Origin of the sequence: Burkholderia sp. AU17457 (assembly GCF_002223255.1) — a bacterium.
In the GTDB taxonomy this organism is placed as follows: Bacteria; Pseudomonadota; Gammaproteobacteria; order Burkholderiales; family Burkholderiaceae; genus Burkholderia; species Burkholderia sola.
Window position 1 is genome coordinate 508,480 of the sequence record NZ_NKFB01000005.1, and the last position, 24,221, is coordinate 532,700.

The 24,221-nt window shown below is 66.0% G+C and carries 19 protein-coding genes and 1 tRNA gene; 12 read left to right on the forward strand and 8 right to left on the reverse strand.

Going from position 1 to position 24,221, the window contains the following annotated elements; translation table 11 throughout:
- Window positions 1–67 precede the first annotated feature (67 nt).
- Together CFB49_RS19550 and CFB49_RS19555 are read right to left on the reverse strand one after the other, a co-directional pair.
- Window positions 68–937, reverse strand: coding sequence for a sulfurtransferase (locus CFB49_RS19550; protein WP_089492074.1), 870 nt, complete (start codon window positions 935–937; stop codon window positions 68–70).
- Between the two features lie 117 nt (window positions 938–1,054).
- Complete coding sequence (locus tag CFB49_RS19555; protein ID WP_069618510.1) at window positions 1,055–2,161, reverse strand: aromatic ring-hydroxylating oxygenase subunit alpha; 1,107 nt, start codon at window positions 2,159–2,161, stop codon at window positions 1,055–1,057.
- A 270-nt stretch (window positions 2,162–2,431) separates the two neighbouring features.
- On the opposite strand from CFB49_RS19555, the gene CFB49_RS19560 reads away from it, so the two are divergent.
- The 4 genes from CFB49_RS19560 (at window position 2,432) to folE2 (ending at window position 6,555) form a co-directional block, all read left to right on the forward strand.
- Window positions 2,432–2,725 (forward strand): exodeoxyribonuclease VII small subunit, encoded by a 294-nt coding sequence (locus CFB49_RS19560; RefSeq protein ID WP_006479428.1) that lies wholly within the window; start codon window positions 2,432–2,434, stop codon window positions 2,723–2,725.
- Entirely contained in the window at window positions 2,722–3,606 is an 885-nt protein-coding gene (locus CFB49_RS19565) for a polyprenyl synthetase family protein (protein WP_050011336.1), read from the forward strand. The genes CFB49_RS19560 and CFB49_RS19565 overlap by 4 nt, the downstream gene beginning before the upstream one ends.
- An 81-nt stretch (window positions 3,607–3,687) precedes the next feature.
- On the forward strand, window positions 3,688–5,592 hold the full coding sequence (gene dxs, locus CFB49_RS19570) for a 1-deoxy-D-xylulose-5-phosphate synthase (protein WP_069618509.1): 1,905 nt from the start codon (window positions 3,688–3,690) through the stop codon (window positions 5,590–5,592).
- A gap of 153 nt (window positions 5,593–5,745) precedes the next feature.
- Window positions 5,746–6,555 (forward strand): GTP cyclohydrolase FolE2, encoded by an 810-nt coding sequence (folE2, locus tag CFB49_RS19575; RefSeq protein ID WP_089492075.1) that lies wholly within the window; start codon window positions 5,746–5,748, stop codon window positions 6,553–6,555.
- A 90-nt stretch (window positions 6,556–6,645) separates the two neighbouring features.
- Here the strand turns inward: folE2 and tsaD are convergent, their stop codons facing one another.
- Entirely contained in the window at window positions 6,646–7,686 is a 1,041-nt protein-coding gene (gene tsaD, locus CFB49_RS19580; protein WP_089492076.1) for a tRNA (adenosine(37)-N6)-threonylcarbamoyltransferase complex transferase subunit TsaD, read from the reverse strand.
- Between the two features lie 121 nt (window positions 7,687–7,807).
- Here tsaD and CFB49_RS19585 point away from each other — a divergent pair, with 121 nt between their 5' ends.
- The 7 genes from CFB49_RS19585 to CFB49_RS19615 all read left to right on the forward strand — a co-directional run bounded on the left by CFB49_RS19585 (window position 7,808) and on the right by CFB49_RS19615 (window position 16,521).
- Entirely contained in the window at window positions 7,808–9,037 is a 1,230-nt protein-coding gene (locus tag CFB49_RS19585; RefSeq protein ID WP_256979916.1) for an NAD(P)/FAD-dependent oxidoreductase, read from the forward strand.
- A 104-nt stretch (window positions 9,038–9,141) separates the two neighbouring features.
- Window positions 9,142–9,354 carry a 30S ribosomal protein S21 gene (gene rpsU, locus CFB49_RS19590; RefSeq protein WP_006479415.1) on the forward strand — a complete coding sequence of 71 codons (213 nt, stop codon included), beginning with the start codon at window positions 9,142–9,144 and terminating at the stop codon, window positions 9,352–9,354.
- 194 nt (window positions 9,355–9,548) lie between these two features.
- Complete coding sequence (locus tag CFB49_RS19595) at window positions 9,549–9,995, forward strand: GatB/YqeY domain-containing protein (RefSeq protein WP_050011331.1); 447 nt, start codon at window positions 9,549–9,551, stop codon at window positions 9,993–9,995.
- A 70-nt stretch (window positions 9,996–10,065) separates the two neighbouring features.
- Complete coding sequence (gene dnaG / locus CFB49_RS19600; RefSeq protein WP_089436162.1) at window positions 10,066–11,940, forward strand: DNA primase; 1,875 nt, start codon at window positions 10,066–10,068, stop codon at window positions 11,938–11,940.
- A gap of 88 nt (window positions 11,941–12,028) precedes the next feature.
- Window positions 12,029–14,446, forward strand: a complete 2,418-nt coding sequence (gene rpoD, locus CFB49_RS19605; protein ID WP_089492078.1) for an RNA polymerase sigma factor RpoD — start codon at window positions 12,029–12,031, stop codon at window positions 14,444–14,446.
- 138 nt (window positions 14,447–14,584) lie between these two features.
- Window positions 14,585–14,663: transfer RNA gene (locus tag CFB49_RS19610), tRNA-Ile, on the forward strand.
- 307 nt (window positions 14,664–14,970) lie between these two features.
- Window positions 14,971–16,521: a phospholipase D family protein gene (locus CFB49_RS19615; protein ID WP_089492079.1), complete on the forward strand. Its 1,551-nt coding sequence runs from the start codon at window positions 14,971–14,973 to the stop codon at window positions 16,519–16,521.
- A 7-nt stretch (window positions 16,522–16,528) separates the two neighbouring features.
- Here CFB49_RS19615 and pdxR read toward each other — a convergent pair whose 3' ends face one another.
- Window positions 16,529–18,010: a MocR-like pyridoxine biosynthesis transcription factor PdxR gene (gene pdxR / locus CFB49_RS19620; protein ID WP_069618504.1), complete on the reverse strand. Its 1,482-nt coding sequence runs from the start codon at window positions 18,008–18,010 to the stop codon at window positions 16,529–16,531.
- Between the two features lie 237 nt (window positions 18,011–18,247).
- On the opposite strand from pdxR, the gene CFB49_RS19625 reads away from it, so the two are divergent.
- Window positions 18,248–18,898: a pyridoxamine 5'-phosphate oxidase family protein gene (locus CFB49_RS19625; protein ID WP_069618503.1), complete on the forward strand. Its 651-nt coding sequence runs from the start codon at window positions 18,248–18,250 to the stop codon at window positions 18,896–18,898.
- 152 nt (window positions 18,899–19,050) lie between these two features.
- Here the strand turns inward: CFB49_RS19625 and CFB49_RS19630 are convergent, their stop codons facing one another.
- From CFB49_RS19630 to CFB49_RS19650, 4 genes are all read right to left on the reverse strand, one after another.
- Window positions 19,051–20,886 carry a S53 family peptidase gene (locus CFB49_RS19630; protein WP_089492080.1) on the reverse strand — a complete coding sequence of 612 codons (1,836 nt, stop codon included), beginning with the start codon at window positions 20,884–20,886 and terminating at the stop codon, window positions 19,051–19,053.
- Window positions 20,887–21,386: 500 nt separating this feature from the next.
- Window positions 21,387–21,932: a hypothetical protein gene (locus tag CFB49_RS19640; RefSeq protein WP_249190506.1), complete on the reverse strand. Its 546-nt coding sequence runs from the start codon at window positions 21,930–21,932 to the stop codon at window positions 21,387–21,389.
- A gap of 63 nt (window positions 21,933–21,995) precedes the next feature.
- Window positions 21,996–22,688, reverse strand: coding sequence for a response regulator (locus CFB49_RS19645; RefSeq protein ID WP_089492081.1), 693 nt, complete (start codon window positions 22,686–22,688; stop codon window positions 21,996–21,998).
- A gap of 102 nt (window positions 22,689–22,790) precedes the next feature.
- Window positions 22,791–24,221, reverse strand: a complete 1,431-nt coding sequence (locus CFB49_RS19650; protein WP_089492082.1) for an efflux transporter outer membrane subunit — start codon at window positions 24,219–24,221, stop codon at window positions 22,791–22,793.

A 24,221-nucleotide genomic window follows, 5' to 3' on the forward strand; every position in this document is an offset into this window, starting at 1 on the left:
CGGTCGCCGCGGCACCGGCCGCCGCGGCATCGGCCGCCGCATCATCGTCGTCGCGCCGCGCGGGCGCTCAAGGATTCGGGCCGGTCGCGATCGGCCGCGACGGATCGGCGCTCCATTCGCTCCACGAGCCCGGATACAGCGACGCGCCGTGCAGGCCGGCCACTTCCAGCGCCAGCGCGTTGTGGCATGCGGTGACGCCGGAGCCGCATTGCAGGATCACGCGGTTCGGCTCGGTGCCGGCCAGCACGGCGGTGAATGCCTCACGCAGTTCATGACCGGTCTTGAAGCGGCCGTCGGTGGTCAGGTTGTCCTTGAAGAAGCGGTTGCGCGCGCCCGGAATGTGGCCGCCCACCCGATCGATCGTTTCGTTTTCGCCGCGATAGCGATCCGGTGCGCGTGCATCGATCACGACGCGCGCGGGCGATGACACGTTCGCCAGCACGGTCGCTGCATCGACCGTCGATTCGAGTGGCGTGGCCGAGCGGAAGTCGCCGGCGGCCGGGTGCGGCACGTCGGTCGTCAGCGGCTGGCCGGCCGCTTCCCAGGCCTGCAGGCCGCCATCGAGCACGGCAACCGAATCGTGGCCGAGCCAGCGCAGCAGCCACCACAGGCGCGCCGCATAGGCGCCGCCTTGCGCGTCGTACGCGACGACCTGCTGACCCTGCTTGAGGCCGCGGCTGGCGAGCAGCGTCGCGAGCGCGTCGCGGGTCGGCAGCGGATGGCGGCCGTTGGTGCCCGTCTTGCGGCCCGACAGGTCGCGGTCGAGATGAAGATAGTGCGCGCCGGGAAGGTGACCGGCTGCGTAGGCGGCTTCGCCGGCGCCGGGATCGGCGAGATCGAAGCGGCAGTCGAACAGCGCGACGCTGCCGGGCGCCGCGGCCAGGCGCTCGGCGAGATTGGCGGCGGAGATGAGCGTGGTGTAATGAGTGTGCGACATGACGACTCCCTGGAGTGCAAATGGCCTGACACTCCAAGTCTAAACAAAAAAAGACGGGCCGAAGCCCGTCTTTTCGTCTGCCGGATGCCGCGCGGCGTCAACGCGCCGCAGCCGCTGTCAGAGGTCGCCGAGGTGGCGGCGCAGGAACTCGTGGAAGTGCTGCATCCCGTCTTCCATCGGGCTTTGGTACGGGCCGACCTGCGACTCGCCGCGGGCCATCAGCGCACGGCGGCCCGCGTCCATCCGCATCGCGATCTCGTCGTCCTCGACGGCCGTTTCCATATAGGCGGCACGCTCGGCCTCGACGAATTCGCGTTCGAACAGCGCGATTTCCTCGGGGTAATAGAACTCGACGATGTTGGTCGTCTTCTGCGGCCCGCGCGGAATCAGCCACGACACCACCAGCACGTGCGGATACCACTCGATCATCAGGCCCGGGTAGTACACCATCCAGATCGCGCCGAACTCCGGCGGCACGCCGTTGCGGAACTTCAGCACCTGTTCGTGCCATTTCTGGTAAGTCGTGCTGCCCGGTTTCGCGAGGGCGTTGTGCACGCCGACCGTCTGCACGCTGTACCAGTCGCCGAACTCCCATTTGAGATCGTCGCACGACACGAAGCTGCCGAGGCCCGGGTGGAACGGGACGACGTGGTAATCCTCGAGGTAGACCTCGATGAACGTCTTCCAGTTGTAATCGCACTCGTGCACTTCGACGTGATCGAACTGGTACTCGGAGAAGTCGAAGTGATGCTTCGTGCCGAGGTTCGCGAGATCGCGCGCGACGTTGCGGCCCTCGGCCTCGAACAGCAGCCCCTGCCAGTTCTGCAGCGGGCTCTTGCCGAGGTTCAGGCACGGCTTGTCGGGGAAGTGCGGCGCGCCGAGCAGCTGGCCATCGAGGTCGTACGTCCAGCGGTGCAGCGGACACACGATGTTCTGTGCATGGCCGCGCCCGTTGAGCATGATCGCCTGCCGGTGGCGGCACACGTTCGACAGCAGTTCGATCCGGTTCGTCTGGTTACGGACCAGCACGCGGCCTTCCTTCTCGGACGGCAGCGCAAAATAGTCTCCCGCCTCGGGCACCATCAGCTCGTGCCCGACGTAACGAGGACCTTTCTTGAAGAGGGTTTCGATCTCGCGCTCAAGCAGCGCCTCATCGAAATATGCAGTGACTGGAAGCTGGCTGTGGGCCGACTTCAACTGAAGCGCATCGCTCAGATTGGACATTCCCACTCCCGGTGTTAGCGTGAAAGCAGTGAACAACCCAACCATCGAAAAATCGATTTAGGGAAACGGAGAATTATACCCGGTTCGCCTCGCAAGGCTAGGATTAAGTGCCTGATTTGTGTCAATTTTTTGTCGGGCGGCCGTCCAAAGGCGCACACTGTGCGTCGTAGATGGGGCCGGAATTGTGCGCGGGCGCCCAACACGGCAGGTCGGAAAATTCTCTTTTGCCGTAGAATGTCCGACTTGTTTTGAAATTTGACACCCTCGTCCATGGCGAAAACCGCATCCCCAGGCGCCACGCCGCCCGGCAATGGCACCGAACCGTTGCCGGACAATTACGAGATGGCGCTGGCGGAACTCGAGACGCTGGTTGCCCGGATGGAAGGCGGCGCGTTGAGCCTCGAGGATTCGCTGGCGGCGTATCGCCGCGGTGCGACCCTCGTTGCGTTTTGCCAACAGCAGCTCGAGAAAGTGGAGCAGCAGGTTCGCGTGCTCGACGGCGCGACGCTGAAGCCGCTTTCGTCCGGAACGGCCGCCACGGACGGCGAAGACGACGATCTATGACATTCGAACAATGGATGCGGTCCGTGCTTGACCGTGTCGAGGACGCACTCGGCCACTATCTGCCGGCCGAAACCGCGACGCCCGCGAAACTTCACGAGGCGATGCGCTATGCGGTCCTCGGTGGCGGCAAACGCGTTCGCCCGCTGCTGTGCCATGCAGCAGGCGAACTGACCGGCGCGACGGAAGCGGCGCGCAACGCGGCGGCGGCGGCGCTGGAGATGATCCACGTCTACTCGCTCGTGCACGACGACATGCCGTGCATGGACGACGACGCGCTGCGTCGCGGCAAACCGACCGTGCACGTGCAGTACGACGAGCCGACGGCGCTGCTGGTCGGCGACGCGCTGCAGTCGCAGGCGTTCGTCGCGTTGACCGACGCCGATGCGCTGTCGCCGGTGCAGCAGGCGGCGCTCGTGCGCGAGCTGGCGCTCGCGAGCGGCTCGATCGGCATGGCCGGCGGGCAGGCGATCGACCTGGCGAGCGTCGGCCTGAAGCTGACGCGCGAACAGCTCGAGACGATGCACCGGATGAAGACGGGCGCATTGCTGCGCGCGGCCGTACGGATGGGCGCGCTGGCCGGCGAGACGCCGTCGGCGGAAACGATGGCCGCGCTGGATGTTTACGCGGGCGCCGTGGGCCTGGCCTTCCAGGTTGTCGACGACATTCTCGACGTCACGACCGATTCGGCGACGCTCGGCAAGACGGCCGGCAAGGACGCGGCGAACGACAAGCCGACCTATGTATCGATCCTCGGTCTCGAGGCGTCGCGCGAGCTGGCAGCGCAGCTGCGCGCCGAAGCGCACGACGCGCTGAAACCGTTCGGCGCACGCGCACAGCGTCTCGCCGAACTTGCCGACCTGGTAGTGAACCGGGTCAGCTGACGCGAAAGCCCGCCGCCGCGCACATGCTACGGTGCGTGCAAAAGAATGCGGGCGCGTTTGATTTCCTACAATGGAACGACGATGTACGACTTGCTGAAAACCATCGACGACCCGGCGGATTTGCGCCGCCTCGATCGTCGCCAACTGCAACCGCTCGCGGATGAACTGCGCGCGTTCGTGCTCGACAGCGTGTCGAAGACGGGCGGCCATTTGTCGTCCAACCTCGGGACGGTCGAGCTGACGATCGCGTTGCACTACGTGTTCGACACGCCGAACGATCGCATCGTCTGGGACGTGGGTCACCAGACCTACCCGCACAAGATCCTGACGGGCCGCCGCGACCAGATGCACTCGCTGCGTCAGCAGGACGGCATCTCGGGTTTCCCGCGCCGTTCGGAGTCGGAATACGACACGTTCGGCACCGCGCACTCGAGCACGTCGATCTCGGCCGCGCTCGGGATGGCGATCGGCAGCCAGCTGAACGGCGACGACCGCTTCTCGATCGCCGTGATCGGCGACGGCGCGATGACGGCCGGCATGGCGTTCGAGGCGATGAACAACGCGGGCGTGTCGGAAGATGCGAAAGTGCTCGTGATCCTGAACGACAACGACATGTCGATCTCGCCGCCGGTCGGCGCGCTGAATCGCCATCTCGCCCGCTTGATGTCGGGCCGCTTCTATGCGGCCGCGCGCGCGGGCGTCGAGCGCGTGCTGAGCGTGGCGCCGCCGGTGCTCGAACTTGCGCGCAAGCTCGAGGAGCACGCGAAGGGCATGGTCGTGCCGGCCACGCTGTTCGAGGAGTTCGGCTTCAACTACATCGGCCCGATCGACGGTCACGATCTCGATTCGCTGATCCCGACGCTGCAGAACATCCGCGAACTGCGCGGCCCGCAGTTCCTGCACGTGGTGACGAAGAAAGGCCAGGGCTACAAGCTCGCCGAAGCGGATCCCGTGCTCTATCACGGCCCCGGCAAGTTCAATCCGGCCGAAGGCATCAAGCCGTCGACCACCCCTGCGAAGAAGACTTACACGCAGGTGTTCGGCGAGTGGCTGTGCGACGAAGCCGAGCGCGATACGCGCGTGGTCGGCATCACGCCCGCGATGCGCGAAGGCTCCGGCATGGTCGAATTCGAGAAGCGCTTCAAGGATCGCTACTACGACGTCGGCATCGCCGAGCAGCACGCGGTGACGTTCGCGGGCGGTCTCGCGACCGAAGGGCTGAAGCCCGTCGTCGCGATCTACTCGACGTTCCTGCAACGTGCGTACGACCAGCTGATCCACGACGTCGCGCTGCAGAATCTGCCGGTCGTGTTCGCGATCGACCGCGCGGGTCTCGTCGGCGCGGACGGCGCGACGCATGCGGGTGCGTACGATCTCGCGTTCATGCGCTGCATCCCGAACATGACGATCATGGCCGCATCCGACGAGAACGAGTGCCGCCAGATGCTGCATACGGCGCTGCAGCAACCGAACCCGACCGCGGTGCGCTATCCGCGCGGCGCGGGCACGGGCGTGGCGACGGTGAAGGAATTCACCGAGATCCCGGTCGGCAAGGGCGAAGTGCGGCGCCGCACGTCGCAGCCGGAAGGCAAGCGCGTCGCGATCCTCGCGTTCGGCACGATGGTGGCGCCGTCGCTTGCCGCCGCCGAGGAACTCGATGCAACGGTCGCGAACATGCGCTTCGTGAAGCCGATCGACGCGGCGCTCGTGCGCGAGCTCGCCGAAACGCACGACTACGTCGTCACGGTCGAGGAAGGCTGCGTGATGGGTGGCGCGGGCTCGGCGTGCGTCGAAGCCCTGATGGAGAGTGGGGTTATCCGACCCGTACTACAATTGGGCCTCCCTGACCTGTTCATCGATCACGGTGACCCCGCGAAGCTGTTGTCGCAATGCGGCCTCGACGGCGCGGGCATCGCGAAATCGATTCGCGAACGCTTTCTGAATCCGGCGGCCGATGTCGCCGGTCAGGCGAAGCGCGTCGCATAAGCCGACGCCGCCCGCGGGCGGCGTCGGTGCGACTGGTGCAACCGGTCTTCATTGATGCGGAAAACATGGGCCTGCGGGCCCATGTTGCTTTTCCGGCCGCCGCATGATGCGGCGTGCGCGTCGTCGGACGCGCGGCTTACAAGGATTGAACAAATGAACCAGATGAATCCCGCCTTCGTGATGCCCGACGTGCAGAGCACGGTGGATACCCGTCAGATCCCGATTCAGCGCGTGGGCGTGAAGGCGGTTCGGCATCCGTTGACGGTGTGTACCGAGAGCGGCGACGTGCAACCGACCGTCGGTGTCTGGAACCTCGACGTCCATCTGCCGGCCGACCAGAAAGGCACGCACATGTCGCGCTTCGTCGCGCTGCTCGAAGAGAATCGCGTGCCGCTGACGGTCGAGCGCTTCCGCGCGATGCTCGCGTCGATGCTCGTGAAGCTCGAAGCCGAGGCCGGCCGCATCGAGGTCACGTTCCCGTATTTCGTGAACAAGACGGCGCCGGTGTCCGGCGTGCAGAGCCTGCTCGACTATGAAGTGACGCTCGCGGGCGAAAGCCGCAACGGCGACACGCGCCTGTTCCTGAAAGTGCTCGTGCCGGTGACGAGCCTGTGCCCGTGCTCGAAGAAGATCTCGCAGTACGGCGCGCACAACCAGCGCTCGCACGTGACGATCGATGCGGAGCTGGCCGCCGATCTGCCGGTCGAGGCGCTGATCCGCATCGCGGAAGAGGAGGCGTCGTGCGAACTGTGGGGGCTGCTGAAGCGTCCGGACGAGAAGTTCGTCACCGAGCGTGCATACGAGAACCCGAAGTTCGTCGAGGATCTCGTGCGTGACGTCGCGCAGCGTCTCGATGCGGACGAGCGGGTGATCGCGTACGTGCTCGAAGCCGAGAACTTCGAGTCGATCCACAATCACAGCGCGTATGCGCTGATTGAGCGCGACAAGCGGCTGGCTGCATAACGCCGCGGCGTTTTGTTCCGCCAATGACGAAGGCCGCTCGGAACCGAGCGGCCTTTTTGTTTTCCTGCTCGAGGCATCGCGTGGCGCGATTCAGCTTGCGAGCGACGCGAGATCCCAGCGCGGCTTCACCGTGAACGCGTAATCGGCATTCGCCTGTTCGGGCCAGCGGCCGAGCCGCAGCGCGCCCGCGAGCGCGATCATCGCGCCGTTGTCGGTGCACAGCGCGAGATCGGGGTAGTGCACGTCGAAGCCGCGCTTGGCCGCGGCCGCCGACAATGCGGCGCGCAACTGGCGGTTCGCGCCGACGCCGCCCGCGACCACGAGGCGCTTGAGCTTCGTCTGTTTCAGCGCGGCGAGCGACTTCGCGACGAGCACGTCGACGGCCGCATCGACGAAGCCGCGCGCAAGGTCGGCCTTCGCGCGTTCGAGTGCTTCGCCCTCGAGCTTCGCCGCTTCGAATTTCTTCATCTGCGTGAGCACGGCCGTCTTCAGGCCGCTGAAGCTGAAGTCGAGATCGCCCGAATGCAGCATCGGACGCGGCAGCACGACCGCGCCCGGCGTGCCCGTTTCGGCGAGCTTCGATACTTCGGGGCCGCCCGGATAGCCGAGACCGATCAGCTTCGCCGTCTTGTCGAACGCTTCGCCGGCCGCGTCGTCGAGCGTTTCGCCGAGCGTCTCGTACACGCCGACGTCGGTCACGCGCATCAGTTGCGTATGGCCGCCGGAAACCAGCAGCGCCACGAACGGGAACGGCGGCGGCTCGTCGACCAGCAACGGCGACAGCAGGTGGCCTTCAAGGTGATGGATGCCGACGGTCGGCTTGTTCCACGCGAGCGCGAGCGCATTCGCGATGCTCGCGCCGACCAGCAGCGCGCCGGCGAGGCCGGGGCCCTGCGTGAACGCGATCGCGTCGATGTCGTCGCGGCGCGTGCCGCTTTGCGCCATCACTTCCTCGAGCAGCGGCAGCGCGCGACGGATGTGGTCGCGCGACGCGAGCTCGGGCACGACGCCGCCGTAGTCGCGGTGCATCGCGATCTGCGAATGGAGCGCGTGCGCGAGCAGGCCGCGCTGCGTGTCGTAAAGCGCGAGGCCGGTTTCGTCGCAGGAGCTTTCGATGCCGAGAACGAGCATGGGTGAGGGCAGGGCGCGCCGTTTCGGACGCGCCGCGGGTAGGTCGACGTAACATGAAATTATAGCAGGCAGGGGCTCGCCGCCGCCGCGGGCGGCCCGGGCGCGAGGCCGGGCAGGTACAATCCGCGCCATGGAAACTTATGACATCGCCGTGATCGGCGCGGGCGCCGCCGGCATGATGAGCGCCGCGGTCGCCGGGCAGCTCGGCCGTCGCGTCGTGCTGATCGATCACGCGCCGCGGCTCGCCGAGAAAATCCGCATCTCGGGCGGCGGCCGCTGCAACTTCACGAACCTGTACGCCGGACCCGACAACTACCTGTCGTCGAATCCGCATTTCGCGCGTTCGGCGCTGGCGCGCTATACGCCGCGCGACTTCCTCGGGCTGCTCAAGCGCCATCACGTGACCTGGCACGAAAAGCACAAGGGGCAGCTCTTTTGCGACCACGGCAGCGATGCGATCATCGACGTGCTGAAGCACGAGTGCGATGCGGGCGGCATCGCGTGGCGCCGGCCCGTCGTCGTCGACGCGGTGCGCCATGCGCCGGCCGACGGCTTCACGCTCGACACGCAGCAGGCCGGCCGGATCGGCGCGCGCGCGCTGATCGTCGCGACCGGCGGCCTGTCGATCCCGAAGATCGGCGCGACCGACTTCGGCTACCGGCTCGCGAAGCAGTTCGGCCACAAGCTCGTCGATACGCGGCCCGCCCTCGTGCCGCTGACGTTCGCGCCGCAGGACTGGGCGCCGTTCGCGCCGCTGTCCGGCGTGTCGCTCGAAGTGCGCGTGTCGACCGGCGACAAAAAGCGCGGCGGCGAATTCGTCGAGGACCTGCTGTTGACCCATCGCGGGCTGTCCGGGCCGGGCATCCTGCAGATTTCCAGCTACTGGCAGCCCGGCGACCCGATCCACGTCGACCTGCTGCCGCAGCGCGACACCGTGGCCGATCTGCTCGACGCGAAACGCACGTCGAAGCGCCAGATCGGTTCGCTGCTCGCCGACTGGGTGCCGTCGCGCCTCGCGCATGCGTGGCTCGACACGCATCGCGTCGCGGCCGACGCGCGGCTCGCGGACCTGCCCGACAAGACGCTGCGGCAGATCGGCGACGCGCTGTCCGGCTGGACGCTGACGCCGAACGGCACCGAAGGCTACAAGAAGGCCGAAGTGACGAAGGGCGGGGTCGATACGCGGGAGCTGTCGTCGGCGACGATGATGAGCGCGCGCGTGCCCGGGCTGTTCTTCGTCGGCGAGGCGGTGGACGTGACGGGCTGGCTCGGCGGCTACAACTTCCAGTGGGCGTGGGCGTCCGGCACGGCGGCCGGGCAGGCCGCGGCCGAGTACGCGCGCGGCGCCTGACGCGCCGGCCGGCGCCGTTCCGGCGGGCTGGGGTCCGTGCCTTCGAGCAATCGCTCTGCTATACTCGGTAGTCTTTCCCTGCAAACCTTTATTCGTGTCGGATCATGACGATCATTCGCGTTAAAGAGAACGAGCCGTTCGAAGTTGCAATGCGTCGCTTCAAGCGCACGATCGAGAAGAACGGTCTGTTGACCGAGCTTCGTGCGCGCGAGTTTTACGAGAAGCCGACCGCAGAACGCAAGCGCAAGAAGGCCGCTGCGGTGAAGCGTCATTACAAGCGTATTCGCAGCCAGACGCTGCCGAAGAAGCTGTACTGAACGATTGGGCGCCGCGCGGTTCGCTGAGCGGCGCACCGGCGACTCCGTGCGATCGGGTGCGGTCGCGCAGCCGATCAGGCGGCGAGTCGCCGATGCCGGATTCGAGCAACCCGCTTGAGACAATGTCCCAAGCGGGTTTTTGTGTTGACGCCCGTTCGCGGGCGTCGGATTCACGTTTCCATCCCGGGTGAAAGATGAGTTTGAAAGAGCAGATCAGCGAAGACATGAAGGCCGCGATGCGCGCGAAGGAAAGCGAGCGCCTGGCAACGATTCGCCTGCTGATGGCCGCGATCAAGCAGCGCGAAGTCGATGACCGGGTCACGCTCGACGACGCGGGCATCACGGCCGTGATCGACAAGATGATCAAGCAGCGCAAGGATTCGATCAGCCAGTTCCAGGCGGCCGGCCGTGACGATCTCGTCGCGAAGGAGCAGGCCGAGCTGGCCGTGCTGGGCGGTTACATGCCCGCGCAACTGTCGGACGCCGAAGTGGCGGCCGAGGTCCAGGCGGCGGTCGCGCAAACCGGCGCAGCCGGCCCGCAGGACATGGGCAAGGTGATGGGCGTGCTGAAGGGCAAGCTCGCCGGCCGTGCCGACATGACGGCCGTTTCCGCACAGGTCAAGGCCGCGCTCACGAAGTAAAACCCGTTCCCGGCGCGCCCAGCGATGCGTGCGCCGGGCGTCGTATTGTCTTTTTTCGCTCGATCCCACGGTGATTCCGCATTCGTTCCTGCAGGATTTGCTGAACCGCGTCGATATCGTCGACGTGGTGGGCCGGTACGTGCAGCTCAAGAAGGGCGGCGCCAACTTCATGGGGCTGTGCCCGTTCCACAACGAGAAGAGCCCGTCGTTTACCGTCAGCCCGACCAAGCAGTTCTATCACTGCTTCGGTTGCGGCGCGCACGGCACGGCGATCGGCTTTCTGATGGAGCACGCGGGGCTCACGTTCCCGGAAGCCGTGCAGGAACTCGCGCAATCCGTCGGGCTGACCGTGCCGCACGAGCCGTCGATGCGCGGCGGTGGGGGCGGAGGCGGTGGCGGCGACTATCCGGCGCCCGTGTCGAAATCGGTGGCGACGGCGCTGTCCGATGCGATGACGGCGGCGTGCGACTACTACCGCAAGCAGTTGCGCGGCGCGACCGTCGCGATCCAGTACCTGAAGAACCGGGGCCTGACCGGCGAGATCGCCGCGCGCTTCGGTCTCGGCTATGCGCCGGACGGCTGGCAGAACCTCGAAGCCGCGTTTCCCGACTATCGCGACGAGTCGCTCGTCGAGGCGGGGCTCGTGATCGTCAGCGAGAAAACCGACGCGCAGGGCGTCGCGCGCCGCTACGACCGGTTCCGGGAGCGGATCATGTTCCCGATCCGCAACGTGAAGGGACAGGTGATCGGTTTCGGCGGCCGCGTGCTCGGCAGCGGCGAGCCGAAGTACCTGAACTCGCCGGAAACGCCGTTGTTCAACAAGGGCAGCGAGCTGTACGGCCTGTTCGAGGCGCGCCTCGCGATTCGCGAGCGCAAGTACGTGCTGGTCGTCGAAGGCTACATGGACGTCGTCGCGCTCGCGCAGCTCGGCTTTCCGAACGCGGTCGCGACGCTCGGCACCGCGTGCACGCCGATTCACGTACAGAAGCTGCTGCGTCAGACCGACACCGTGATTTTCAGTTTCGACGGCGATTCGGCCGGGCGGCGCGCGGCCCGGCGCGCGCTCGAGGCCTGCCTGCCGCATGCGGGCGACAACCGTACGATCCGGTTCCTTTTTCTGCCGACCGAGCACGATCCGGACAGCTACGTGCGCGAGTTCGGCGCGGACGCGTTCTCCGAGCAGGTCGAACGCGCGATGCCGCTGTCGCAATTTCTGTTGAACGAAGCAATTGCCGGCAAGGCGCTCGATCAGCCGGAAGGCCGCGCGAAAGCGCTGTTCGATGCGAAGCCGCTGTTGCAGGCGCTACCCGCGAACGCGTTGCGCGCGCAGATCATGCACATGTTCGCCGATCGTCTCGATATCCCGTTCGAAGAGGTCGCGGCGCTTTCCGACGTCGATACGCGCATCGCGGCGCCGCCGCGGCAGGCGCCCGCGCGCAGCGAGCGGCGCCGCGTGACGGACAGCGAAAAGCGCGCATTGCGCACGCTGGTGATGCATCCGCGCGTCGCATCGCAACTCGACGACGAACAGATTGCGACCCTGCGCGCGCTGCCGCGCATCGGCGAGCTGTTCGCGGAAGTCGTCGATCATGCGCGTGCGCTGGGCGACGGCGCGGAGTTCCGGCTGTTGTCGGATGTCCTGAGGACGTCCTCGAACGGGGCGACTTACGAGGAAATCTTCCGCGAAATTCTGGACTATGATGAAAACGTCCGCGATTTGCTGTTACAGAATCCGGAAGACGAGACGGTGCCCGAGCGGCAGCGTGAGCAGGAGCGGATTGCGGGGGAGGAGCTGCAGGCAGCGGTGCTCAAGATGCGCTATGACGCCTGCTGCGACCGGCTGGACAGGCTGGCGCGGCAATCCACGTTCACCCCCGAGGAATTGGCTGAATTGACGGAATTGAACCAGCAGCGAACCGACATGAAGCGTCGGCTCGGGCTGTAGGCGGCTGGGGCGCTTAGAGAGGGCTCCCCAGCGTGCTATAATATAAGGTTTCCAGCGGTTTGTTTTCCAAGCAGAGGCGAGAATCGCGATGGCAAAGACGACAGGCGGAAAGAAAGCAACAGGCAAGGGCTCGACGGAGCCGACCAAGAAGGTCACAGCGGCCAAGTCTGCTTCTTCCGCCAGGACAACGTCTTCAGCCACGTCAGCCCCTGCAGGAAAGAAAACCGCGGCCGGCACTGCTCAGGCTGCGCCGGCGCCGGCAGCCAGAACACGGGCTGCCGCCAGACCCGACTCCGGGCCGGCCAAGCCGGCGGCGAAGCGGGCAAGTGCGAAAAGCGCAAGGGACACGACTGCCGACGCGGACGAAACGGCAGTACGTACTACTCATGCACCCACGGTTCAACCGGCTGTCGTCCAGCAGCCGCGAGTCGATATAGCCGGTACGGCGAACTCCATGACCAAAAAGCTGAACGAAGTATCCGTCGAAGACGACGCAAATCAGAGCGACGAGCAGCCCGCAGCGGCGGCTGCACCGGGCAAGTCCAAGGTGCGCGATCGTCGCGCCAAGGAAAAGGCGCTGCTGAAGGAAGCGTTCGCGACGAGCACGCCGGGCACGGCCGAGGAGCTCGAAGAGCGCCGCGTGAAACTGCGCGCGCTGATCAAGCTCGGCAAGGAGCGCGGCTTCCTCACGTACGCCGAAATCAACGACCACCTGCCGGACAACTTCACCGAGACCGAGGCCCTCGAGGGCATCATCGGCACGTTCAACGACATGGGCGTGGCGGTTTACGAGCAGGCGCCGGACGCGGAAACGCTGCTCCTGAACGACAACGCGCCCGCCGCGTCGTCGGACGATGAAGTCGAAGAGGAAGCGGAAGTCGCGCTGTCCACCGTCGATTCGGAATTCGGCCGCACGACCGATCCGGTCCGGATGTACATGCGCGAAATGGGCACGGTCGAGCTGCTCACGCGCGAAGGCGAAATCGAGATCGCGAAGCGGATCGAGGACGGCCTGCGCCACATGGTGATGGCCATCTCCGCGTGCCCGACGACGATTGCCGACATCCTCGCGATGGCCGAACGCGTCGCGAACGAAGAGATCCGCGTCGACGAGCTCGTCGACGGCCTGCTCGATCCGAACGCCGCGGACGCGGCCGATACGGACGGCTTCTCCGCGAAGGAAGCGGAAGCCATCGAGAACGAGGACGAGGAAGCCGAAGAGGAAGAGGAAGAGGAGGAAGAGGAGGAGGACGACGGTGCCGCGCAGGCATCGGCGAATGCCGCCCAACTCGAAGCCCTCAAGCGCGCGTCGCTCGAAAAGTTCTCGCAGATCAGCGAGTGGTTCGACAAGATGCGCCGTGCGTTCGAGAAGGAAGGCTACAAGTCGAAGGCCTACCTGAAGGCGCAGGAAACGATCCAGAGCGAGCTGATGACGATCCGCTTCACCGCGCGTACCGTCGAACGCCTGTGCGACACGCTGCGTGCGCAGGTGGACGAAGTGCGTCAGGTCGAGCGTCAGATCCTGCACATCGTCGTCGACAAGTGCGGCATGCCGCGTTCGGAATTCATCGCGCGCTTCCCGGGCAACGAGACGGATCTCGACTGGGCGGAGAAGATTACCGCGGAAGGCCATCCGTACAGCGCGGTGCTGTCGCGTAACGTCCCGGCGATCCGCGAACAGCAGCAGCGCCTGCTCGACCTGCAGGCGCGCGTCGTGCTGCCGCTGAAGGACCTGAAGGAAACCAACCGCCAGATGGCGGCCGGCGAACTGAAGGCGCGTCAGGCGAAGCGCGAAATGACCGAGGCGAACCTGCGTCTCGTGATCTCGATCGCGAAGAAGTACACGAACCGCGGCCTGCAGTTCCTCGACCTGATCCAGGAAGGCAACATCGGCCTGATGAAGGCGGTGGACAAGTTCGAATACCGTCGTGGCTACAAGTTCTCGACCTATGCGACGTGGTGGATCCGTCAGGCCATCACGCGCTCGATCGCGGACCAGGCGCGCACGATCCGTATTCCGGTTCACATGATCGAAACGATCAACAAGATGAACCGCATCTCGCGGCAGATCCTGCAGGAAACCGGTCTCGAGCCGGATCCGGCAACGCTCGCCGAGAAGATGGAGATGCCGGAAGACAAGATCCGCAAGATCATGAAGATCGCGAAGGAGCCGATCTCGATGGAAACGCCGATCGGCGACGACGACGATTCCCATCTCGGCGACTTCATCGAGGACACCAACACGGTCGCGCCGGCGGATGCCGCGCTGCATGCCAGCATGCGCGACGTCGTGAAGGACGTGCTCGATTCGCTGACGCCGCGCGAGGCGAAGGTGCTGCGGATGCGTTTCGGTATCGAGATGAGCACCGATCACACGCTCGAGGAAGTCGGCAAGCAGTTCGACGTCACGCGCGAGCGGATCCGTCAGATCGAGGCCAAGGCGCTGCGCAAACTGCGTCACCCGAGCCGTTCCGACAAGCTGAAGTCGTTCCTCGAAGGGAACTGATTTCCAGCGTCTCTTCTACGAACGCCGCCGGTATCCGCATGATGCCGGTGGCGTTCGTTCCCTCTGTCGTCTTTGTTGTTACAATGCCGGCCCGGCCTCGTTGCCGGGAGAGCGTGTAGCACGCTTTGCTTCTCGTCTGGGCCCCTAGCTCATGCTTGGTTAGAGCAGCGAACTCATAATTCGTTGGTGCCGGGTTCGACTCCCGGGGGGCCCACCAGATTCGCTTCCAGGGTTATCCGGGGAAGCCGCGAAACCCGCGATGCCGCAAGGCGTCGCGGGTTTTTCTTTGGGCGCGGTCGACCGTATTGAACGCGTTCGCGTTCGCGTCGGCACCGGCTGTCGCATCTTCGCCACCGCGGAAACACGGAAAGCGTGCGGCCCCGATATCAATCGAAGTATGCTGTGGCGCGATCCGGTCGCACGCTGCTTTGTCGCGCGCACACCGAGGACCAGCGCCGCGCTCCGTCCGGCAGCCAGCCAGAACAAACACAATCCGACTTCGCCCGACAGTGGGGGCGGCCAACATGATCATGCTGCGTTCGTGGGGTGCGATTCTGTCGTTGCTGATGCTTGTCGCGTGCGCGAGCCTGCCGCCGCAGGCCGAGCGCGCGCCGACGCATGCATTTACCGATACCGGCAATACGCGCCTCGGCGCGGCATTTCGCCAGCAGGCAGCCGCCCATCCCGGGCAGGACGCGTTTCATTTGCTGACCGATCCGGTCGACGCGCTGGACGCGCGCGTGCTGCTCGCCGACCGCGCCGACCGCTCGCTGGACCTTCAATACTACATCTGGCACGACGACCTGACCGGGCACGAACTCGCCGACGCGATCATGCGCGCGGCCGATCGCGGCGTGCGCGTGCGCGCGCTGCTCGACGATCTCGGCACCAACGCGGACGACCGCAAGCTGCTCGAGATCAGCGCGCATCCGAACATCGAGATCCGGCTGTTCAATCCAGTGGCCACGCGCCGGTTCAAGAAGATCGGCACCGTGTTCGAGTTCTCGCGCGTCAACCGGCGCATGCACAACAAGGCGATGATCGCGGACAACCAGGCGGCGATCGTCGGCGGCCGCAATATCGGCGACGAATACTTCGGCGCATCGTCGATGCTGGAATTCGGCGATCTCGACGTCGTCGTTCACGGCCCGGTCGTGAAGGACATCTCGACCGAATTCGATACGTTCTGGAATTCGCCGTATGCGTATCCGGTCGATACGCTGGTCGGACACGATGCGGCGCCGGGCGGGCTCGACCGCGAGCGCGAACGGTTGCGCGACTACCTGAGGGCGATGGAAGACAATCCGTACGTGCTCGAGGCCCGGCAGCGGCTCGACCGGATCGTCCACGGGCAGGGCACCGAATTGTCGTGGGGGCATGCGACGGTGCTGTACGACGATCCGTCGAAGATCGCGCACCCGCCGAAGGACCGCGACGGGCACCTGATGCCGCAGTTGCGTGCGCTCGCGTTGCAGCCGCAGCACGACCTGCTGATCGTGTCGCCGTATTTCGTGCCGGGCAAGGATGCCGTCGAGCGGCTGCGCGCGCTCGTGGCGCGTGGCGTGCGCGTGACGGTGCTGACCAATTCGCTCGCGTCGACCGACGTGGCGGCCGTGCATGCCGGCTACCGCCGCTATCGAAGCGAGCTGGTGAATGCGGGCGTGCGGCTTTACGAGCGCCGGCCGTCGGGCGACAAGAGCATTTCGAAGCAGGTCATCATCGGCTCGTCGCGTGCATCGCTGCATGCGAAGACCTACGTGTTCGATCACACGAGCATTTTCATCGGGTCGATGAATCTCGATCCACGTTCGCTGAACCTCAATACGGAGATCGGCCTTTACTGCGAGAGTCCGGCGATCGCCTCCCAGGTGGCCAACGATCTGGAAGCGCGGCTCGACCAGATCGCATGGCGCGTGGAAGCGAGAACCGACGCGGCCGGCAAAGGGCGACTCAAGTGGGTTCAGACCGACGCGGACGGAAAGGTCACCGAGATCGATCACGAGCCGGAAGTGTCCGCCGGGCGGCGGATGGAAGTGTGGTTCCTCGGGCTGTTTCCGATCGAATCGCAACTGTGAGCGACGCTCAGCGCCGTGCGCGGCGGTGCTCGTCGATGACGGCCGCGAACTGCATCGCTGCTGTCTCGATCGTCGCGTCGCTCAGCCCGGAATAGCCGAGCACGAAACCGTTGTAGCGGCGGCCGTTGCCGCGGCGGCCGTCGCCGATGCAGTAGCTGCTCAGCGGTTGCAGCAGCAAGCCATGGGCGGCGGCAGTGCGCGCGACGTCGGTATCGTGCAGCGGCGCCGCGAGATCCGCGGAAAGATGCATGCCGCCCGGACTTTCCCGCACGCTCAGCGACGTGCCGAGATGGCGGGCGAGCGCCGCTTCGAGGCTCCTGCGCCGGTCCGCATAAAGCGCCCGCATTCTGCGCAGGTGCCGCGCAAACAGGCCGGTATCGATGAATTCCGCCATTGCCAGCTGGTCGGCCGAATGACCGCGATGGACGAGTTCGCGCAGCGTGCGCGTGAAGCGTTCGACCAGCACCGGCGGTACCACCATGAAACCGAGCCGAAGGGCCGGGAACATCGTCTTGCTGAACGTGCCGAGATAGCATACCGGCGCGTCCGCTTGCAGACCCTGGATCGCGGGCAGCGGCTGGCCGCCGTGACGGAACTCGCTGTCGTAGTCGTCCTCGAGGATCCACGCGCCGCATGCACGGGCATGTTCGATGAGCGCCGCGCGCCGCCGTGGGCTCATCAGCGCGCCGAGCGGGTACTGGTGCGACGGGGTCGTATAGATCAGCCGGGGCGGGTGGGTGCGCCACTGCGCGTCGGTCGGCGCCATCCCCTCGCGATCGACCTCGATCGGCACGGGATTCAGGCCGGTCGAGCGGAACGCGGTCCTCGCGCCGTTGTAGCAAGGGTTCTCGAGCCAGCCGTATTCGCCGGGATTCGCCAGCATCCGCGCGCACAGTTCGAGGCTGCCCTGCGTGCCGTCGGTGATGAATACCTGCTCCATGTCGCAGCGCACGCCGCGCGACACGCGAATGTACGCGGCCACCGCGCGCCGCAATTCGGGCAGTCCTTCGACCGGACCGTACGCCAGCCGGGCGGGCGTGATGGTCTTCCATGCGCGCTCGATGCAGCGGCGCCACTGGGCAACCGGGAATTCGTCGAGAGACGGGAGACCGGGAACGAACGGCAGCATGCGTTCGGGCTCGGGATCGGCGTTCTCCAGCCCGTGCACGCGCGCCGACAGGTGAACCGGTGCGGAGCCGTCTTCCTTTCCGGCGCCCGGGCGGCGGCATCCGTCCCATAGCGTGATCGTGCCGTTGCGCGTGGCCGCCACGAAGCCTTCCTCGGCAAGGCGCTCGTACGCATAGACCGCGGAATTGCGCGCGATGCCCAGCTCCGCCGCGAGCACGCGCGTCGACGCGAGCCGCGTGCCGGGCGGAAGCTGCCCGTCCAGCAGCATGTCGCGCAGGCTCCGGTAGAGCGCTTCCTGCTGACTATGCGTTGTCGCGCCGTCCTGTCTGGCAAGCGATGAGATGAGCAGCGCGAGATCCATGGGCTGGTTCCAGAAATTTTCCTTGTGCTGGTTCTTTCGAAGACGCGGCGCGCATCGTATCGTTCATGCTTTCGCGGCGCAGGCAGGTTCGCGCACATGGCGAGCGATCGGCGCGACTTGCGATGTGCGCGTATTTTGCTCGATTCGGCGCGCGATTGTCGATCGGCGGGGCAACCACGCGCTGAGATACGGATACGGCACGATGCCGATGCAATTCACTTCGTAGTACAGATATATATGAGCGACCAGACCACTCTCTCTTCCACGCCGCGCACGACCATTCGCCGCCTGCCTGAACTGGCGTGTCACGATCGCACGATGCTCTACCGCGTCGTGGACGACGCGTACGTCTGTCACGTCGCATTCGGCGACGGACAGAACACGCACTGCATCCCGACCGCGCACTGGAGGAGGGGCGACGCGCTCTATATCCACGGGTCCAACGGCAGCCGGATGATCAAGGCGCTGTCGGCCGGCGTGCAAGCTAGCGTCGCGATGACGCTGCTGGACGGTCTCGTGCTGGCCAGGTCCGCCTTCAACCATTCGATGAATTATCGATCCGCGGTGATCTACGGGCAATTCGACGTGATCGAAGGCAGCGTGGAAAAACTCGCCGCGCTGGATGCGTTGATGGACAAGATCGCGCCGGGCCGCAAGCATGAAGCGCGACCGGGCAATTCGAAGGAAATCAATGCGACCAGCGTCCTGCGGATTTCGATGGCGGAAGCGGCCGTGAAAATCAGCGATTCGCTGCCGTCCGACAAGGAAGAGGATCTCGGGCTGGCGGTGTGGGCCGGGATCCTGCCGCTGAAGACGACACGCGGCGCGCCGGTTCATGCAGGTGGCAACGCGCCGATGCCGGACTATGTCCGGAACTGGGCCGATTGAGCGGTGCGGTGCGGCGCGGCGGGGCCGCATCGGCGGAGGCGAGATCACGCGGCATGCAGAAAACCCGCGACGGCTTCGCAGCCTTCGCGGGCTGTTGGACGCGGTTGCGTGCGATACGTCGCGCTCCCGCACCCGGTTCGGTCAGTGGCCTATCAGCGCGCGAAATCCGACGTGCTCTGGATGAACGCGTTCAACTTCGAGATGTTCACGCTGCCGAAGCCCGTCGTCGCATCCCAGCCGGCCTTCGCCTTGTAGCCGTAGGTGCCGCTGCCGTTGTTGCCGGACGTGACGTCGTGCAGCAGCGCCGCGTTGGTCGGGAAGTACTTGTAGATGCTCGACGCGGGGAACCCGAGCGCATTGTTGTTGGCCGACTGCAGCCGCGCCCAGATGCCGGTGAAGATCGGTGCGGCGAGGCTCGTGCCGCCTTCGTTGTTCAGGTAGCCCGAACCCCACAGCGTGTCGGACGTCTGGCCGTTCACGACGAGAATCGCACCCGTGCGGAGATCGGCGTCGAAGCCGATGTCCGGCAGCGCGCGCTTGGTCGATCCGGTGAGAGTCGACGATTGCCACGTCGGCGCGGCTTCGTACTTGCTGTACCCGCCGCCCGTCGACCACACGGTGCCCGACTGCCAGCTCGGATCGTTCCAGACGATTTCGCTGTTGTACGCATTGGTCGACGTATTCGTGAACAGCGTCGTGCCGCCGACGGCGATCACGTACGGCGACGTGGCCGGCTCGCTCACCGTGTAGGTCGAGCGCGACGGCTTGCCGCTCGCGCATTCGTACGCGCCGTGATCGCCGGCGGAAACCGAGAAGGTCTGCCCTTGCGCGACCGCCTGCTTGAAGATGGTGTCGTCGGTTGCCTGCGAGCCGGTGCTGTACGCGGACGACTCGCATACGCCGAGCGATACGTTGATCACTTTCGCGACGTTGTCGGTCACGGCCTTGTTGTACGCGGCCGTGATCGCGGTGAGCGTCATCGACGGCGCGACGTAGAACACGACCTGCTTCACGCTGCCGCCAGCCGTGCCGACGATCGACTGGCTGTCGAGGTTCCACTCGACGGTGCCGTCGGTGTCGGTGTACGAACTGCCGGCCGGGCCCGTCTTCACGATGCTGCTGTTGATCGTGCCGAGGCCGTTGTTCGCGGCGAACGTATTGAGGTCGCTCACCGTCTGCGACAGGTCGCCTTCGGAGATGATGCCGACCGTGGTTTGCGAGGCCGTCGGCGTGCCGTCGCCGCCGTAGATCGACGAGAACTCGGTCGGGTTGTGCGGCACCGCCGACGCGCCGGCCGGGATCGTCAGGTTGCTGGTATCGCCTTGCGGCTTGCTGCCCGCGCCCGTATGCATCAGTTCGACGTTCTGCAGGCCGAGCACCGCGCCGACGACGTTGCCGATCGCGTTCGGCACTTGCGCGGCGTCGGTGTTCGCATAGACGCTGCGGCCGTTGCGCGTGAAGCGCTTGAGGGTCGTGCGGAATGCGGACTGGACGGTCCCCGCGGTGCCGGACGCGGAGACCAGCAGCCGGTTCGGCGCGACCACGATATTCACGAAGCCGGCCTTGCGCAGGTGGGCGACGACGGACGCGACCTGCTGGTCGGTCGGTGCGTATTGCGCGGCGAATTGCGCAGGCGTGAGGAACTGCCGGTAGTGCGGCGAGCCGGGCGTGTGCAGGTCGCGCAGGTACTGGTCGAGCTGGGCTTCGTTGCGCAGGTTCAGCCCGAGCACGATGTCCACCGATTCGCCGGGCGCCATGTCGACGGCCGACGCGGCAGCGGCTGCCGTGCTTGCGGCGGGCGCGCCGGCCGTGCCGGCTTCGTTCTGCTGCACGAGCGGCAGGAACCCTTTGGTGCGCGTTTCCGTCCAGCCGGCCGCAGGCGCGGCATGGGCGGCAGCCATGCCGAACGAAACGGCGGCGGCCGCGGCGGCGAGTGCGAGATTGACGGCGCGAATGTGCTTTTGTTTCTTGTTTGCAACCTGATTCATTTGAATTACCCCTCCGGTTGAACAACGAACGGCACGAACAACAACGGTCGACAGCGGTGCGGGTCATGCACCGCCGTTTTCTGTCGCATGCGGGCGGATGGCACGGACGCGACAGGGCCCTTCGCCCGATCCGGAAAGCGGTTTTTCTCCGGGGGCGAAATACGGAAAACGCGGTAACGGGAAGGCTGCGCCGCAGGGCGGGGCAGTCGCGCCGGAGTCGGCGCGGGCGGGATTGCTAGAGCAACAGCTTCGTTGTCCTGCTCATTTGATTCGGTCCTTCGGCCCGCTGCCGGATGGCAGCCGTCCAGTGAAATGCATCGGGATACTGCACGCGCCGGCGGACGAACGAATCATTCGGCGACGCGTACTTCGGTGCAGCGGAAGCGAAAAACGTAGAGCGGAATCGATTGCGTGGCGGGCAATCCGTCGGATTGCTTGCATCGGACGGTATCAAGAACGAAAGCGCGGTGTCAAACTTTTTCTGATTATATGAAACAAAATTAAATCGAATAAGATGCAATGATTTTGAAAGATCGGCGGCATTTTGTAATGTTCGAAACCGGTAAAGCAGGTAATGCCGAAAGCGACTCGCCGATCCTTTCCGATGCGTGTTGAAACGGCCGTTCGTTATCGAGGAAATGTTCGAATCGCCGGCGCCTGTCGTTCGGCTGCCTGAAGATCTTCGACGAACCGGAACAGTGCGTCGACATGCTGAAGCAGTCGTGAGAGGCAACGTCCGCATCGGTGGCGAACACCTTGATGGCGTCGAGCCCGGTTTCGAGTTCAGCGAGCTGGGTGTGCGTGACGCGACTGCTGGCGGCGACGATCCGGCCGGCGGTATCCGCCATCGCGTCGAGCATCGCGAGCATGCGGCGGATCAACGTGACGAGTTCGAACGCGGCGGCCAGCTGGCAGACGAACAGCGCCGTCGCGAGCACCAGGTAAGTGGACGCACTGCGGAACATCGCGCCGGTCGCGTCATGCGGCAACGCGGCCGGCGCATGCAGTGCGTAGATGAAGAACGCGGCGATGCAGGCGAGCAGCACGGCGACGATCGCGACGAGGCCGATCGTCCGCCCGAGTTTGCCGGCCGGGCCGTGCCGACAGCGTCACCGCACGCCTCGCAGCCGGTAGCCGACGCCGCGCATCACTTCCGGCATGCCCGGTGCGCCGGCCTGTTCGAGTTTCTTGCGCAGCCTGCAGATGTGGCTGTCGACCGTGCGCTCCAGCGCGCTCACGTCGGCCATGCATGCATCGAGCAACTCGCCGCGCGTAAACACGCGGCTCGGCGATCTCGCCATGTGCGCGAGCAGCCGGAACTCCGTCAGCGTCAGCGTGATCGGCACCTCGGCGCCCGCCGTGCGGACGCGGGCCAGATAGCTGTCGGTGTCGATCTCCAGGTCGCCGACGCGCAGCACGCGCAAGCTCGGCGGCGCGGTGGACCGGCGCAGGATCGCGCGCAGCCGCGCGACGACCTCGGCCGGGTTGAACGGCTTGACGATGTAGTCGTCCGCGCCGGCGTGCAGCGCCTGCAGCCGGTCGAGCTCGCGGTCGAACGCGGTGACGACGACGACAGGCGTGTTGTCGCGCCGTCGCAGCTCGGCGAGCACGTCCCAGCCGTTTTTATGCGGCATCTTCACGTCGAGCAGGATCAGGTCGGGCTTCAGGTGCGGCTGCATGTCGAGCACCGCTCGGCCGTCGACGACGCGGTAGGTGCGAAAGCCGTCGCGCTTCAGGTACGCATCGAGGATGTCCGAGATGTCGGGCTCGTCTTCTGCAATCAGTATCAGGGAATTCGTCATGGAGTGTGCCGTGCGATGTCGAACCATCGGGGCGGCCCGTTGCCGGGCGCGGGGCGCGCCGTTCCGCCACGCTGCCGCGGAGGACGAAACGGCGCCGTTCGTTCAGTTCTGCGCCACGCGCGTCGACGGTGCGACGTCCTGGTCCGTCAGGCCGCCGCCGAGCGCCTTGTACAGCGCAACGGCGTTGCCGAGCTCGCTGCGGCGCAGGTCGAGCAACGCCTGCCGTGCCGCATAGAGCTGCCGCTGCGAATCGAGCAACTCCAGCCGCCCCTCGACCCCCGCGCGATAGCGCAGGTTCGACAGGCCGGTGCGGCGTTCGGCCGAGCCGACCACGCGCGTCTGCGCGTCGATCTGGCGGCCGAAGGTTTCGCGTCCGGCGATGCCGTCGGCCACTTCGCGGAACGCGGCTTGGATCGCGCGTTCGTATTCGGCGACCGCGCTGGACTTGCGCACTTCCGCGAGACGCAGCTCGGCGCGCAGCCGCCCGCCCTGGAAGATCGGCACCGTGACCTGCGGCGCGAAGCTCCACACGCGCTGGCCGCCGTCGAACAGGCTGCCCATCGCGGGGCTGAGGAAGCCGATCGACGACGTCAGCGACAGGCGCGGAAAGAACGCGGCGCGCGCGGCGCCGATGTCCGCATTCGCGGCGACGAGATTTTGTTCGGCCTGCTGGATATCCGGGCGACGGAACAGCAGTTCGGACGGCAGGCCGGCCGGCAGTTGCGTCATCACCGGTTGCTGCTGCAGCGGCAGCGGCTCGGGCAGATCCTTCGGAAGCTCGGCGCCAACCAGCAGGCGCAGCGCGTTGCGCGCCTGCTCGACGGCGCGCGTGCGTGCTTCGAGATCGGCCGTCGCGCTCGCGACCTGGCCTTCGGCCTGCGCGATGTCGACGCCGCTCGCCTGATGCGCTTCCTTCAGGCGGCGCGCGAGATCGAGCGACTGCCGCCAATCGGCGAGCGTGCGCTCGGACAACTGGCGTTGCTCGTGCGCGAGGCGTTCCGCGAAGTACGCGTCCGCCACGCCGCCGACGAGCGAGATCTGCACCGCGCGGCGGCCGTGATCGGTCGCGAGGTAGCGCGCGAACGCGGCATCCGACTGCGACTTCACGCGGCCGAACAGGTCGATCTCGAACGCGCTGATGCCGACGTTCACGCCGTACTGGTTCTGCGTCGTGCCGAACAACGGCGGATTCGATTGCGTGTCGTCCGACGTACGCTGGCGCGTGAAGTTCGCGCCGGCGCCGATCGCAGGCAGATGCGCGGCGCGCTGGATGCCGTACTGCGCTTCGGCGGCCTCGACGTTCAGCGCCGCCACGCGCAGGTCGCGGTTGTTGTCGAGGGCGAGCTCGATCAGGCGCTGCAGGCGGCGGTCGCCGAACATCGTGCGCCAGCCGAGGTCGGCGGCGTTCGCGTCGCGGTCGGCGGCAGCGGCGGCGGTGTAGGCCGTCGGCACCGGCATCGAGGGTTTGACCAGCGTCGGTGCCAGCGAGCACGCCGACAGCGCGAGGACGAAGGGAAGAATAAGCGATCGCAT